Source organism: Paenibacillus sp. P4_A9 (assembly GCF_056402415.1).
The window spans coordinates 1-14,161 of record NZ_JBFUHL010000027.1; the positions used below are offsets into that span (position 1 = coordinate 1).

The 14,161-nt window shown below is 39.1% G+C and carries 17 protein-coding genes; 1 reads left to right on the forward strand and 16 read right to left on the reverse strand.

Annotated elements, in window-relative coordinates; all coding sequences use genetic code 11:
• Positions 1–213: 213 nt before the first annotated feature.
• Positions 214–879 carry a hypothetical protein gene (locus AC1DVJ_RS17470; protein ID WP_477592510.1) on the forward strand — a complete coding sequence of 222 codons (666 nt, stop codon included), beginning with the start codon at positions 214–216 and terminating at the stop codon, positions 877–879.
• 926 nt (positions 880–1,805) lie between these two features.
• On the opposite strand, the gene AC1DVJ_RS17475 is transcribed toward AC1DVJ_RS17470, so the two are convergent.
• The 16 genes from AC1DVJ_RS17475 to AC1DVJ_RS17550 form a co-directional block, all read right to left on the reverse strand.
• Complete coding sequence (locus tag AC1DVJ_RS17475; protein ID WP_477592511.1) at positions 1,806–2,159, reverse strand: hypothetical protein; 354 nt, start codon at positions 2,157–2,159, stop codon at positions 1,806–1,808.
• A gap of 507 nt (positions 2,160–2,666) precedes the next feature.
• Positions 2,667–3,545: a hypothetical protein gene (locus AC1DVJ_RS17480; RefSeq protein WP_477592512.1), complete on the reverse strand. Its 879-nt coding sequence runs from the start codon at positions 3,543–3,545 to the stop codon at positions 2,667–2,669.
• Between the two features lie 48 nt (positions 3,546–3,593).
• Complete coding sequence (locus AC1DVJ_RS17485; RefSeq protein ID WP_477592513.1) at positions 3,594–4,100, reverse strand: hypothetical protein; 507 nt, start codon at positions 4,098–4,100, stop codon at positions 3,594–3,596.
• A gap of 23 nt (positions 4,101–4,123) precedes the next feature.
• Positions 4,124–4,402, reverse strand: a complete 279-nt coding sequence (locus tag AC1DVJ_RS17490) for a hypothetical protein (protein WP_477592514.1) — start codon at positions 4,400–4,402, stop codon at positions 4,124–4,126.
• Positions 4,403–4,605: 203 nt separating this feature from the next.
• Complete coding sequence (locus AC1DVJ_RS17495; protein WP_477592515.1) at positions 4,606–5,679, reverse strand: hypothetical protein; 1,074 nt, start codon at positions 5,677–5,679, stop codon at positions 4,606–4,608.
• A 35-nt stretch (positions 5,680–5,714) separates the two neighbouring features.
• A complete protein-coding gene (locus tag AC1DVJ_RS17500) occupies positions 5,715–6,842 on the reverse strand; it encodes a hypothetical protein (protein WP_477592516.1) in 1,128 nt (375 codons plus the stop codon).
• 63 nt (positions 6,843–6,905) lie between these two features.
• Positions 6,906–7,034, reverse strand: a complete 129-nt coding sequence (locus tag AC1DVJ_RS17505; RefSeq protein ID WP_477592517.1) for a hypothetical protein — start codon at positions 7,032–7,034, stop codon at positions 6,906–6,908.
• Positions 7,035–7,117: 83 nt separating this feature from the next.
• Positions 7,118–7,576 (reverse strand): hypothetical protein, encoded by a 459-nt coding sequence (locus AC1DVJ_RS17510; RefSeq protein WP_477592518.1) that lies wholly within the window; start codon positions 7,574–7,576, stop codon positions 7,118–7,120.
• 446 nt (positions 7,577–8,022) lie between these two features.
• The gene (locus AC1DVJ_RS17515) at positions 8,023–9,492 is read right to left on the reverse strand and encodes a hypothetical protein (protein ID WP_477592519.1); all 1,470 of its coding nucleotides are present in this window, start codon (positions 9,490–9,492) and stop codon (positions 8,023–8,025) included.
• A 187-nt stretch (positions 9,493–9,679) separates the two neighbouring features.
• Entirely contained in the window at positions 9,680–10,195 is a 516-nt protein-coding gene (locus AC1DVJ_RS17520; protein WP_477592520.1) for a hypothetical protein, read from the reverse strand.
• Positions 10,196–10,236: 41 nt separating this feature from the next.
• Entirely contained in the window at positions 10,237–10,542 is a 306-nt protein-coding gene (locus AC1DVJ_RS17525) for a hypothetical protein (protein ID WP_477592521.1), read from the reverse strand.
• A 33-nt stretch (positions 10,543–10,575) separates the two neighbouring features.
• Positions 10,576–11,154, reverse strand: coding sequence for a hypothetical protein (locus AC1DVJ_RS17530; RefSeq protein ID WP_477592522.1), 579 nt, complete (start codon positions 11,152–11,154; stop codon positions 10,576–10,578).
• Between the two features lie 267 nt (positions 11,155–11,421).
• Positions 11,422–12,336, reverse strand: a complete 915-nt coding sequence (locus tag AC1DVJ_RS17535; RefSeq protein ID WP_477592523.1) for a hypothetical protein — start codon at positions 12,334–12,336, stop codon at positions 11,422–11,424.
• A gap of 251 nt (positions 12,337–12,587) precedes the next feature.
• Positions 12,588–12,728, reverse strand: coding sequence for a hypothetical protein (locus AC1DVJ_RS17540; protein WP_477592524.1), 141 nt, complete (start codon positions 12,726–12,728; stop codon positions 12,588–12,590).
• 75 nt (positions 12,729–12,803) lie between these two features.
• Positions 12,804–12,968, reverse strand: coding sequence for a hypothetical protein (locus tag AC1DVJ_RS17545; RefSeq protein ID WP_477592525.1), 165 nt, complete (start codon positions 12,966–12,968; stop codon positions 12,804–12,806).
• The gene (locus tag AC1DVJ_RS17550) at positions 12,937–14,109 is read right to left on the reverse strand and encodes a hypothetical protein (protein ID WP_477592526.1); all 1,173 of its coding nucleotides are present in this window, start codon (positions 14,107–14,109) and stop codon (positions 12,937–12,939) included. Before AC1DVJ_RS17550 ends, AC1DVJ_RS17545 begins: the two co-directional genes overlap by 32 nt.
• Between the last annotated feature and the right edge of the window lie 52 nt (positions 14,110–14,161).

The window sequence follows — 14,161 nt, forward strand, 5'->3', positions numbered from 1 at the left end:
GTATAAGGTATAAGGGAAGGTTTCGTACCGATCTTCCCCTTTTTTGCGGTCATTCCCTAGACCTTGCATTAGAAATCTTAAATTACAACCTTTTTTTATTCTATTTGAGGCCGCTTTTAACTGCTGATAAAATGACTTCTTGTAATTACCACCGTTGCTATGAAACTTGAAACTTTCTTAATCTATACAAGTATTATCTATGGGGGGATAACCATGACAGTGGAAATTAATCAAGAAACATTAGATAGTTATAAACGTCGTCTTCAACCGATTGTAGACGATTTGATTACATCATCAATAAAGTTTGCCGTAACTTCCAAAAGCGATATCGAATCAGTATTAGTAGATTATCCAGATTCAAGAGGTCTTTATATTTGGTCAGCGACATGTGATCCAAACTTGTTGATTGCAAAATGGAACGAGAGAATCTCTCTTCATATGCAGTTCGAAACTAATAATGCCGAATCTCCCAATCCAATTAAGACTTCTTCAGGTAAACTAATAAATTTTCTTCTTCCAAGGGTGAATCCACAATGGGAAAGGGATTTCAATCCTGCTTATTTAGATAATGAAGTAGAAATCGTACTCTATATTGGTAAAGCTCAAGGTACGAATGTTACCTTAAGGAAACGTTTGATAGAACATTGCGAAGCTTCCATCCAAACTTCTGCATTAAAACTGTTTTGCACATCTAATCCTAAAAATGGTAACAAACTTACTCAAAGTTTTATTAAAAAAGATACGCTGCTTCTACGAGGATTGAGTCTATCAAATTTATCATGCAAAGCAATAGTTATTGATGAATCTCAGAAAGACAGATTTTTAACTTATGAGCGAATTCTTAGAGAGGTTCTTGTACCTATTATTGGGGAAGAATAGCAGAATGAAGAAAATAATGTACTAGACTGGATCTTTAGGTCCTGCGGTGGCATGACAGGAACTGTAACATTTACCTATTCGATCAATAAAGTCCACTGAAAATAAAAAAAGACCATTTATCGGTGAATTAACACGGATAGATGGTCGCTTGCGAGATATGAGATTAATTCAAAGAAAATTAACCACAATTGTACAGATATGCGTAGCTACTTTGAAAAATAGGTTAGGCAAAGTACTTTGAAGATAGGAATTTGTAAAAATACATTGATGATAGGGTTGGGTAAAAATACTTTGTAAATAAGTAGAAAATGATTCTTTGTACATAATGTTAAAAATGGTATTTCCTTGCGCATAGGTACAACTTCTTTACTTTCCGATAGATGATTTTCAATAAGAAAAAGATCCGTCGCCATAAATGCCAGCCCATAGGGAGGTAAACTTGCCACAAAAAGTGGAAATGGTGTAACTTAATCACCTGAAAAACTAACTTTATTCTAACGTACTTCTCTACCATTTTCAAGTGATACACCACAAAAAGCCCTCGATTTCTGTTTTAGAAATCAGGACTACCAATTTAATTCATAATTAGAATTTTTGTTCCCAAATATTCTAAAAAAAGACCAACCACGAATGGTCAGCCGTCTCTACCAATACAATGAGGAATTTTTACCAACGAAAGGCACAGGTCGGTCTCCGTTCTGTAAGACTAATATTTCGGTATGCCATTCAGCCATTTGATTTTTACAATATATGACCCAGTACCTGAAAAACCTGAAGTATGTTCATATCAATACAATGTTGGATACACAAGAAGGCTGAATAGCGCAATTAGAACTGCTCCCACTACAAGGACACCTAAATAATTCTTCATCTCAATCTGCCCTATCCTACTCTCGTATGGTCGTCCTCACATTATTGCTCGAACATTAGCTATCTATCATCTTTTTCTCTTTTGCTCGATAGTCTGAAACATAAGTCCACCACAAGTAGATACCTAATATGAAACATACAACAGGCCCGATGCTTTCGGTTGCACCACCAAGACCGAGCAGAGCAATTATAAAGCTAAGCACTAAACCTCCAACTATCCAACTTAAAAGGAACAAACCTAACCCTTTCCAATGTGGTGAGTTATTAGTCTTTACAGTGGAATCTCCCTCTTCACCAAAAGTGGATGTTTGATGCATCTGTGCTGTTTGCTGTTTAAGTGCTTTTCCACAAGCAGGACAGTAATTAGGTTCATTTTCTAATTTCACACCACATTCATGACAAAAGTTCATGCTAAAACACCTTTCATAACAGGGTTGATACTGTAATATTCGTTAAACCTACTACCATTCCTTCTAAAGCGTATTAAATAACACAAAGTGATTACAAGAATTACTGTCATTAAATTCAAGTAGTCGTAACACGAGATTCTTCCGTTTCTAAAGAACTTTTATTATTTAAGGTAATATACATTTCACTAAGCTAACAATTGTTAGTTAATTTTGAAAGATTGCAAATACATTAATGAACTTAATAATAGTTGCAACTGCAAAAATAACACTTAGGACCTTGCGGAATGTTCTTGAAATAACTTTCCAGGCAAGGAACCCCAAAGCTAAGACAACAATAACCCCAACCAATATTGGCGATGAGAGAAAACTTGAATCAAAGATATTTAACAATATTTCGTTCCCCCTAATATACATAGTGCTTTACTCACATACCAACAAGGTACGAGCTACGTCACATCAAATTCAACGACATTTAATGTTCCAATCACCGACATTTCATGTTACAACTCACAGATTGCGTTTCTTCGTTCTGATCGGCTCAAGATAATCTGAAGACTTGATAACAATTTGTGCCTTATTTATGTCTTTGAACGTATTCTTTCTCAGATCTCCAAATACTAGGAACTCCTTACCAATGAGATCATTCTTGTTATATGAAAAATGCTTATAGTAATCCGCGAATATGACGATTGTAAATGGCTTCTCTTCATCCTCAATATCCATATCAATCATGGTTACCTTTTCTAAAGCTGTAACTTCACTAACCCTGCCATATACGAAATACTGCATACGTGGGATCGCCATGTCTTGCCATAGTAGATCGTAGGCTCGATCGGGACTCATAACCACATCAGACAGTGGAAACTTCCTTCCTCCCCCAACATTAAAATAAATAGTAGCTAAGATGTCCGGTTCATACGATATCATCAACTTCACTATGCTTTTAAGTGAACCTATGCTACCTAGCGCCTCTTTATCGTCCTTCACTTTCACCTTATCTTCTTTTTCTTCTTTCTTTTCTTTTCGATCAATCGGCTCTTTCGGAACGTAGTCCGGATCAAGCCTTTTCAAATTCAGATTAATGATTTGTTTCGGAACGCCTTCAGATTCCAGAATCTGTTTCTGATAAAGAGCAGTCTTCTGAATTGCCTCAACTATGTCAAGAGGTTCATAAAATCCGCATCTCTCCGTGTGTTTGCTATCAACATCTTTGCCAACCGTTTTAAAATAGGCTGCTCTTTTCGTTTCAGACGAAGGAGAAGCGCCGACAAATATGACCGGCGCCTTGCATTGAGGATCTATACAATAGAGCGAATAACCATGCTTCTCATCCAAATATTCCGAAGCATGAATAATTTTTCCGTTTGGAAGCAGCGCAGTTAACATCAGATATTCCTCCTTTGATAACTTAGTGTAAAAGGTAACACACTCCTATTATACTGGGGTAATCCATGCTTCCGGTTTAGGAGCAGGTACCCATAAATAACCATTATCCATGATTATTCCATACTGGCCATACCCGTTCTCATTAACTATCCATGCTATATTCTTGCGTTTTGAAACATCACTGATATTAACGGGTTCAATTGGAGGTGCTACCGATTTTCTAACGAGCGGGTTCCAACCAAAATGACCGTCCACTTTTTCAACGGGATTGTCGCTCTGGTTCAGCAACCATACGCCAAAATGCTTATGTTCGCCCCCTACATACCATATGGCATCTTTCCGTGGCGGAGCTGCAGGAGGAAGGTATGGATATCCCTCATAGATCGTCTCCCAGTGCCCGTCATTTAACCAAACTTCAGAGTTCAAAACATATTCATGAAATGTATCAACTTCCGATCTATCATTGTTCTTGCTCCATGCTGGCTCCGCTACAGTTACTGATTCAGATTCTTGTTGTCGTTTCCGTCTCTCTATCAAATCTATGACAACACCCATACCTCAACACCTCTCCCCTTCTATTATTTCGACTCCATAAAATGCATTAAGAAATAGGGTGCGATTGTGAACACAACGGCTAAGAAAGACATACCGATTGACCAGAAATTGAATGTTTGCTTCATTTTCACGTTTTTTCGTACTTTAAAAATATTTCCCATACCCCATAGCATAATGGCAGCCATTACAGTGGCGATTACCCCCCACTTTTGGGCGATGGATAACGAGAGCAATACATAATGCTCTACGGTTTCATTAATTGCAGCATCGCTACTCGACAGAAAGAAAAAATGATTAAACATCAAAATACACATCCTTATATATGTCATTTTTCTACAAGAAAAATTTTCTCTATGTATTCACAATACACACATACGACTATGAGATCACTATATATTTCCAAATGACACCTGTCAAGACTTCATACCTATTAAGGGTAGACTTTAGTCCTAGAGGATGATTCCTTCAAAGCTATCATTTGAAAAGAGGAAAGGCAAGCGGTCGCTCACCCTCCCATAGCTTCTTGGTATTCTTCGTATCTACGTGAAATATCATGCTGTCCCGGCCATAGACCCAAGACATAACGAGAATTGTTCTTATAGTGCACTATCGCAGTAAAGATCTCATTCGAATCGATTTTTGCTAGTGTACTATGATCGAACACACCTCGATCACCGGATTCAATATTTATGCAACTTGCGAGTCCTTCATCGTATCGTTCAGCGATTCGGTAATGACCCCAATGCATACCCTTTTTTTGATCGCTGCTGACATCTTCCAAATGTAAATCAAACTCCGCTTGCTCCAGTGTTTCTTCTGGTGTTGACGCAACCATTGGAAAACGTATTACATTATCCGGAAGCTGCACTTCATTCGAATGTGTAAAAATGCCAAGCTTCTTCAAAAATTCTGGGTTTGCTCCAGCTGCAAACTGCATCTCGGTAATTTTGGGAGGCGTGAAATGTATAGATCCTGTACTCGTGTTTTGCTCATCAATATCGAATTCAAGTTGATTCTGCTCCATATTCTCATGTTCTTTCACTTGGTTTTCGGAAAGTGCATCAAGATAGGATTGCTCGTTCTGGCCTTGAATTTCACTTGTTATGTTACTTGCAAATTCGTTGGAATCTACGCTTACAGTGATTGCTTCGGCTTGTACGGTTAATATTGGTTCATTAACCTCAACCTGACTAATCAAAGACTCCGGTAATTCAATCTTTTCAACGTCTTCAGTCGTTTTTTGTATTTCAGGTTTAAGAGTAGTTGTAATTCGAAATACCTGTTGTTCGGCAACTTCTTCTTCACCTACCAAAGGCTTAGAAACATCAGTCTTTCTAACTTCTTCGGTCGATCTGTGTTTATCAGGTTTTAGGATAGTCGAAACTTGAGAAGTATTACTCTTATCCCTATACCAAGACAATCGCAATTCAAGATCAGCAATGGTAGACTCCATATCTGAGTGTATGCCAACCCTACGAAAGTGCCGACTAATTAGTCCTGCGACTACTAAAGGAAGCAAGATGATAAAAGCCACACCACCTAACATTAAATAGGCAGCAGGTATTTCTAGATGCCACATAATCGTATCCCTCTACTGCGCGCTTGCGCTCATATTTAATCAAATAATTGACCTTGAAACTCGCCATAATAATTGGTTTCCAGCCTCACGACGAAATCTAAACTTTCGCGTATCGCACGAGAGGAATCCCAGTTCGGGTCCTTTGAAACTTGGCCTTGATAGGTCATCATCTTACCAAACCTCCGTGGTGCAACGATTGCCGCAGTTAGGTCCACGCTATGCCATGGAAACCTAAGCAAGTTTTGATCACACACACCGAATCCATGAAAAGATATATCCGGATATCGATCGAAAACTTCACTTAACAACTCGTACCTTTTTTTCCACGAACTAATGGTTAAGATTCCACCTATACCAACACAAGGAGGATCCACCTTTGTCAGAATTTCCTCCAGATAAGAGAACGGTGATGAGTCAATGTGCCAAATTGGCATCGGGCATACACCTTCATCACAAAGAAATTCAAAATGTGCTGTAGATAACGCATCATTTCCACGGACATCGAGATTCGACCATGTAAAGAATTCTTTTTGATAAAGTTTTAAGAAAGCAGCATACTCCTCGATATCGATCGGGCAGTCCCGCAACTCCCATGCCCTCACCTTGGCAAAACTAAACTGATTCATCAACTGAAAGCCTCCGCTATCTATGAAGAGCTTTTCGATTCCGTTTTCCGCCTTATACCTTCGCCAATTACTATTACTTTGTTTTCGCAGGTATAAATAGTTGAACATAGCCCACCGCGCGCCGCGTGAAGCAGCTAAAGCAAGGTCCCTTGGATGCGATTCCGTTCCGGAGAGCCAAACACGAATCCCTAAAATAGTCAGTCTATGTAAGCCTGTTCTGGTTTCAGTAACCCGTGAAATGTCCGAGAACATTTCGACTAAGCAACCAAAAAGTGCGGAGCTCATTCTACAGAAGCGTTCCACATCTTTGATTACACAAGTTCGCGTATAGTAGACATACGCCGCTGCCTTCACCAATCGCTTCCACGAAATTTGGTTTGGTGAACTCGCTCTTTTCGGATTCAGCCACAAGTTATCATCGTGCAGACGTATGACCTGACTCCGCGATCCAGTTACCGTTTGAATATATTGCCGGCGCCGCGCCTTCTTTAAAAAACTACGGACTCGCCTGCTCGCCTCAGCTTTATAGTCGATCAAGACAATCTACCCCCTATTAAACATAAAGAGCCATGGACGACAAACGCCACGGCTCACGAACCCTTATACGTTAAATTCTAATTCATCGTCCATGATGATAAACCTACTGCGACGATAATTTAAAAGCTCAGTTTCCTCTTCTTCCAACTCAATAAATAGAAACCGAAACATTTGGGTTAACTTTTCCCACATAAATAACATCCTCCTTGCCCCTCCTCCAATAGGTGGGGGGCATAAAATACTCCCACCTAGGAGTTAAAGCAAAGATATATTGATTAACCGATGATAAGTCCTGGCGTAAGAAGATCGCTAATCGTTTCCTCAATGGATTGTAGTATGTTTCCGCTATGGTTAAGCTTCTCCAACTTTACAATGACATTAAGGGGACGATTCTGCTGCTTCAATCCATCTGCATACCCAGATAAAAACTTACAGGCACCTTCAGAATTAAAAAAATGAAAGGTGCTTTTTCCAACCGTGATCCTAAGCTTACTTACGACCAGATTGGCAGTTTTTTTCTCGTCTGCGGTGAACGATTTGGCAATAATCTTGTCTAGATTCCACCATTTTCGCCATCCGCTAACTTCAACATGATATCCACTAGGACAAGACATTGCTTTCTTGTCAATCTCAGCAGCCCATTTCATGGCTTCATCGAATGTAGCGTTCTCCAAGTCGATGGTAACAGTGTTTCCGCACTTCTCACATTTAGTCTCAATCAAGCGTTCTGCCATCTAGCATTCCTCCTGGACATAAAAAAATAGAGCCGATATAATACCCGCTCCTTGTTCATACAATATGGACTTAGGTTCACTGTAGTATATAGATAACATTACGTTTACCTACTTCTGCGACGACAAGTACACTTTAGATTCAAAATAATCTCCTCCTCATATAAGTTTTCCTACGCAAAAAGCAAAAAGCCCCGGCAGCAGGAATCATTGGAAACAAGCAGACTACACCTGTTCTCATAAATTCCGCCGCTAGGGCATTAGACTTCACGTAAGGTAATACAAATTTATAAGTTAAATATACCACATTTACGTAGGATATGAAACATACAATCAGTCGTTTTTATTTAGTATCCAATACAATAATTCGAAATGGTAGATTTACACTTATACCTCTGTCAAAGAAACTGCTTCACTCCTCTTTTATCCAATTCACAAAATTGCCGTTATCAGTTAGTGATTTCGGACTGAGATTCATTTTCTGTACTCCAAGCCTCTTCCAGTACCTGTGTAGGTATATGAATCGAATTCGGACCTTCAGGAGCATAGGTCATAATCTTTGCATAACCTTCAATATCATCATTCTCTGGATCTACACTCAATTTAATCTCATAGAAGTAAATATAGCTTTCACCATCTGAGAACGTAAGTCTAATGTCTTTACCAACTATACTATGTTCCTTATAACCGTAGGAGTCGAGTTCGCTATCAAGTTCTTTTTTAAATGATGCTATATACGGACCAATCTTCTCTTGTACTTGCCTTGTGACTAAATCTTTAATTTGATCCGCCTTCATATGAATTGGGAAAAAAGAATTCTCCCCTTTTACTTCACCTTGGAAATATTGAAGGCAGTGACGCTCCAGGATATGTTTGAATTCAATCGGCTCAATATCAAATTTGATCCCATTTATGTTTGGGATCTCAATATCAATCACTTCATCAGGTGCTTCTTCTCTCTGCAGCAACCCTCTAAGTACATTATTATTATCTTTTGTTATATTCAACCCTGAGCGTTTACGTGTGTATTTTTCCTCATCTCCGTTTTTCGTCCATTCATCAGCATCGAATTCAATTGAAGCGGCTTTTCCTAGTTCACTAAATTTCTCACTCATCTCAACCCAAAACGCGTCGTCCCTTTGCCCTGTTGTGTTAACTAGATTTAATATACCAAGGAGAGCTTCACTTATCCCTGTATCCTCGCGGTAATCGTATTCCAGATCAGCAAGTTGCTTCGATGAAAATCCAAAATCTGCCTCGATCTCATTATCTGCTTTTTCGATTTTCTTGGTCTGAGGGTCATATGCAGCACCGGGATTATTTAGATAATTCGCTGGATCCGGTCCCGGTGTCAAATTAAAAGGCAAATTCTCCATTGCACTCGAAGTGTCGGCTTCAGATTTCTCTAAATTCAATAAATCTTTGTAAAGCTCTTTCACTATTTTTTCAAATTTTTTTGGTTCTGAATCTTCTGATTTTTTTTTTGTGTTACCTTTTTTACCTTTCTTGCCTTTGTTATCTTTGTTATCTTTGTTATCTTTGTTATCTTTGTTATCATTTTTAACTATGTCATAATTGTCATCTTTGGCATATTTAGCGATCTTCGCCATCTTTTCTCGCGGAATGATATGGTGTTGTGAATGTACCATTTTTTCATTCCCGTTCTTTCTGGCTTCATCTTTCAACTTTTTAGTCTTACTCTTCGATGCATCGGTCTTAAATCCTCGCTGAATCTTTTGATCTCCTGCTCCAGGTATGTTCGAACTTGTTCTCATCAATTGAGTCACAAAACGATTACCGTATGTTGACTGCAATTTCGATATGTAGTTTGTCTGATGCGATCTCTGTAAAAGTTCTCCCATGTCGCCATGTAATACGCCTGTAGAACCTGTAGATCCCTTTTTATCTTGATCGCGCATCAATAGAAACCACCTCTACTTGTTTATATTAAGACTACTTAAAACTAAAATAAAAAATAAAAGATAATTAATCCAGCTTCCTATATTTCCCTATTCTATCATATTTGTACCTATTCCTCCTAAATACAAAGAAGGGAATGAGTAAACATTCCCTTGTCAATATTCATATATATAAACTTAAATTGAATCAAACCAACAAGAGTAGTTGCCCTTCGCAATGCACATCTCTCTTTCGTTTCTTACTCTGCTCTGAAGAACTCATAATAAGTTGAAATTCTCGGTCAGAAGAAGACAACTGTTCCGCTGCTGTCCCCACATGATAGCCATGTTTAGTTGCAAGTTTCTGCAGTGTTGCGAGTTCCTGTTGTCTCTTCTCTTCTTCTGCTTCGGCTCGAACGACTGGCAACATCTCACGTGCGATTGCCTTTAACGCATTACCGATGTCAGTGTAAGAACCGACGCCCCACTCGTAATGATGCCGGAGTAACTCTTCAAGCAGATCGATCATTCCTGAGAGATTCTCATAATACTCACGGAATCCATGGATATTGTAATGTGCAATAAAACCGCTACGTATATGCAGAAAATCATATAGTGCCTTATCAATCAAATGGGAATCACGTGCTTTGACGACTTTCAAAAATTTCTTGTAAATCCTTTGCTTTTGCTGACCAGTTAAACGGAGTTCATCCTTGAATTCCATGTATGTTAGAAACCCTCCCTAAAAGAAAAAAGCGCCTAAATTTAGGCACCTTTTATCCCTATATGATATTGCTTTTCCTTAACAGCATCCTCATAACGCTCTACGACAATAACCGTATCATATCTCTTCTCTAATGCACCTGGCACCTCGTACAATAAATAAAATCGACCGCCAACCTCACCGCGATATGAAGCGGGAAACGCATCGTATTCATTCTTCACTATCAAAGGAAGAACCGATATATCCTTAGAGTACCCTAGGGTATTTCTCGCCGAAATAACAGCCATGATATCATCTTCTACGTGTACGATCCGTTCATTTTTGGCTTCATAAAGGCAAAACTTCATTCGCGACAACCCCCTTTTTCATATATGCACTTATTATCTGAAACTGCCTTCACATACTAGCTGGTCCTCAGGATCCTCGATAATACCGCACGTAAGTACAAAGTCGACATCGCTATTCAGATTCTCTTCCGACCTACCCATTGACTCGAGGAAAATATTCACTGGAAAATTACCTGCATTAAGTCTGGTCATCTGTTCATCTGGTACGCCCTTTCTACGAGACTGAACCATCTTTCGGATGAGCAATCCATACTCACTCGTTCTCACAGCATTAATGTTCATGGATTCATCAATGAGTGCGTAGATATCTGCCATAACCCTATCGATTCCATTCTTCCCCGATCGTTCAAATTGCCGTAGGTCCAACATGGAATAGCCGGCTTCAAGTAACAGCCACATTGCCTTGACTTCATACTTGTTTCGAGGATTAGTAAGCATCTCACTTACACTACCAGTTAGCTGCATTAATTCGCTTGTTCCCATACCTAATAGAACTAACAGATGTCCTATAACAGAGAAGCGGGTATGGTCTTCTGAAGCCTGGATACATACCGTATCCTCTGAAATACCTTGTTCTTTCACTACATCAAGCAAATCCTGTAATTGTCTCATATGCGTCCCTATTTGGGATCCCTCCTTCGTTTTCATAGATGTGCAAGCCAGCAAACACAAAAAAACCCTATATAGCTGGACTTGGATGATAGCCATGAAAAATAAGGCTAACACACAAAATTCCGCCACATAGGGCTTTCGGCTTGCAACAAGGTCATACACATTTATATGAGGATTATATCATAATACACACCCATTTGGAAGATATTGTACAATTAGATTTCGTTGAAATAATTCATTTCATATCTTTTCACAGTCGCTGGACTACTATCCCCCCCCTCTCTTCTCCCTCGAGGTACGATAAGAATTACTTATATTAAATAGATCGATAGCATCCTGTACATTGTCTACAGTTATCATATCTATTGGAACATTTGCCTGTGTCGGGTTATCAAAATGTGTACCTATGTAATTACTACCAAAATAAGTCTTAATGCGTCTTTCCATTTCTTCTTTGTATTTAGGTTTCCTAAATTTATAGATGATTCTATTATGTATAAGGTCGATTGCAGCATAACTTGAGTTTGTTCCCATTTTTCGATATTCCATAGTTCGTGGATCCGCTATTTTGTAAAATCCAGGAATGAACCCTTTGGAAATAAAATGATTATGTATGCATTTAACGATCTCTTCTTTCCTACCAAATCTAGCAAAAAAAGATTCATGATCAGCTTCTATACCGAGCGATTCCAATCTAGCGAATTCCAGGAAATTTTTCAGGAGATATTGGTTCTTGCTCCCTTCTTCCGTCATACTCATTTGCTCCCGGAAAAAGGATAAAACTTCATCCCAAGTTATGGTTTCGTAGTTTTCTCTATTTGATGCATTACATATCCCATAGTGACGCTCAAGTTGGTCCTCCTCCAGAGGATTTGCAGCTATTTTCACTTCCAGAAGTATAACTTTTTTGATTTCTCTGAAACAGAAATAGGCATCGGGTCTTCCACCTGTTTTCTTCGATGTGGAGGGATATGGTATTGCGTCTCTACTTAATCCAATAACTATCGCATGATCCACATCGAAAGGGAGCTTTTCACACTCCAGCCCCATTATAACCGGTTCATTAGAAAGTAATTGATCTTTCCAAATAAAATCAGCAAATCGAGAAGCGAGAGCGGTTTCTTCAAGGATATGAACCATTATCTCAGTTACCCGGTTCTCACGCTCTTGTGCTTGCAACATGAATGGATTCGTTCGTGATATATAAATCCCCCCCTTACAATGATCTAAAGAAAATATAAAAGCCGTCGCAGAACGACGGCAGATACGTATCAATATTGAAATAATCTTTCTAGGTCGACAGATTCCCTTCTTGCTGCTCTTCATAACAGTAGAGCATCTACAATAGGCACAACCATACGCAGCCGATCAGAGCATCTTAAAGATGATTATACCACTACAACCCTCCATTTGGAAGATATTGTACATCGAGATTACTTAAGACGATTCGGTCTTTCATCCAGTTTCCGAAGCAATTCAGCTCGCTTCGCCTTGCGTTCCTTCATCAACTGCTCTATTGATTTCAATTCTACCTTTTGCGGCTTCTTTATAAACGAAAGTACATTCTTCTTCATATTTGCCCTCCTGGCCAGAACTATTCCTATCCTTACCAAGGAGCATATGAATTTATACATAAAAAAAGCACTGGATTATCCCAGTGCTTTCTCTTTTAATTTATGATCATCTGAATCAATCTTTTCAATTCGTTGCTCAAGCTGCTTGAGGATATGCTCCCGATGTTTGCGTCGGTTCGCATTAATCTCACGTTGTGTAAGGTGAGTATCAACCTTGAATATTTTCGCTTCTGTTAACATGCGGGGCCTCCGTTCTGAATTCACGATCCCTATCAATCATAAGACATAGGGCATGAAAAAGTCTATATATCTCATTTATCTCAATAATATCACTAGATAAAGTCATAGACAAGGCTTTTTCATCTGAATCATCGAAGTGGAAGTTCCACACCCAAACCTTTGTACCTATGCGCATCCGATACGCGACTACGCTCCGACCAGGATACGGATTATTGTAATAAGGCGCGTCTAAATTATTCTTTGCCACAACTACCGCAGCATAATCGTTCAAATCTTCATCATCTAAATTAAGAGTTTGAGGCGAGGAACCAGTTGTTCCTTTGTCCGCAATTTTTACAAGCAGTCTCTCTCTCTGCTCGTAAAGAGTAAAACCTGCAAAAAAATCGAGATCTCCAAGCGTAAGAACTTCATTGGACTGCCGGTATAGACAAACATTGACGTTTTTTATAAGCGAGACAAGATATTCTATCGCTGTCTCAAGACGTTCAATATCCTCATCCAAGATACCTACGACGTTATGATACTCTGCGATTTTCAGCTCATATCTCTCAGCAGTTTCGCGGTAATCATTACGCTGCTGTTCGGTAATCCCCCTGAAGTAATTCGTTACTGCTTCGACGCTTTCAGCATGCTCTCGATCCTGGGAAAATACGCTCCCTATGTAGTCGTAAAGTCCATTAAAGGTAAAGTCATCACGGTTTAACAATGTACTCCAGAGTTTGAAATCTGCCGGCTTTTTCTCTTTAAAAGCCCCTAAATGAAATTCTGGACTTCCCAGCCGTGTCATTTTCGATACGTATTTCGAGACAAAAACCATATACGTAATAACGATTGCAATAAGCAAAGCCCCACCAGCACCAGAATAAAGGAGCCACTTTGGTACATTAGCAACATATAATCCAATTGATGTTATTGCTGAGCTCACGAATGGCCAAGAACCCGCTTTCGCAAGAAACTTTAATTTACCGGCAGCAGAGAAGAACTGTGTAATCGGACCAAAGAATGCCTTCCCTCTCCACTTTTCAGATAATTCATCCTTCTTGCGTAACTGTTTCAGAATTGGATCTAGGTCATCTTTTATCTCTGATAAGTACGCATGATAATTTGCTTTTATATCCGCTTGAATACTTCCTTCTGACATAGTTCAACCTCACTTTTCAATCACATAATTTCAATGAACCACACCGCAATAA

Coding starts and splice junctions, on each gene's coding strand:
- AC1DVJ_RS17480 (WP_477592512.1), bottom strand. CDS start 3,545: ATGTTAACTGCGCTGCTTCCAAACGGAAAAATTATTCATGCTTCGGAA.
- AC1DVJ_RS17540 (WP_477592524.1), bottom strand. CDS start 12,728: ATGAAGAAGAATGTACTTTCGTTTATAAAGAAGCCGCAAAAGGTAGAA.
- AC1DVJ_RS17535 (WP_477592523.1), bottom strand. CDS start 12,336: ATGTTGCAAGCACAAGAGCGTGAGAACCGGGTAACTGAGATAATGGTT.
- AC1DVJ_RS17515 (WP_477592519.1), bottom strand. CDS start 9,492: ATGCGCGATCAAGATAAAAAGGGATCTACAGGTTCTACAGGCGTATTA.
- AC1DVJ_RS17520 (WP_477592520.1), bottom strand. CDS start 10,195: ATGGAATTCAAGGATGAACTCCGTTTAACTGGTCAGCAAAAGCAAAGG.
- AC1DVJ_RS17475 (WP_477592511.1), bottom strand. CDS start 2,159: ATGAACTTTTGTCATGAATGTGGTGTGAAATTAGAAAATGAACCTAAT.
- AC1DVJ_RS17550 (WP_477592526.1), bottom strand. CDS start 14,109: ATGTCAGAAGGAAGTATTCAAGCGGATATAAAAGCAAATTATCATGCG.
- AC1DVJ_RS17490 (WP_477592514.1), bottom strand. CDS start 4,402: ATGTTTAATCATTTTTTCTTTCTGTCGAGTAGCGATGCTGCAATTAAT.
- AC1DVJ_RS17525 (WP_477592521.1), bottom strand. CDS start 10,542: ATGAAGTTTTGCCTTTATGAAGCCAAAAATGAACGGATCGTACACGTA.
- AC1DVJ_RS17485 (WP_477592513.1), bottom strand. CDS start 4,100: ATGGGTGTTGTCATAGATTTGATAGAGAGACGGAAACGACAACAAGAA.
- AC1DVJ_RS17510 (WP_477592518.1), bottom strand. CDS start 7,576: ATGGCAGAACGCTTGATTGAGACTAAATGTGAGAAGTGCGGAAACACT.
- AC1DVJ_RS17530 (WP_477592522.1), bottom strand. CDS start 11,154: ATGAGACAATTACAGGATTTGCTTGATGTAGTGAAAGAACAAGGTATT.
- AC1DVJ_RS17545 (WP_477592525.1), bottom strand. CDS start 12,968: ATGTTAACAGAAGCGAAAATATTCAAGGTTGATACTCACCTTACACAA.
- AC1DVJ_RS17505 (WP_477592517.1), bottom strand. CDS start 7,034: ATGTGGGAAAAGTTAACCCAAATGTTTCGGTTTCTATTTATTGAGTTG.
- AC1DVJ_RS17470 (WP_477592510.1), top strand. CDS start 214: ATGACAGTGGAAATTAATCAAGAAACATTAGATAGTTATAAACGTCGT.
- AC1DVJ_RS17495 (WP_477592515.1), bottom strand. CDS start 5,679: ATGTGGCATCTAGAAATACCTGCTGCCTATTTAATGTTAGGTGGTGTG.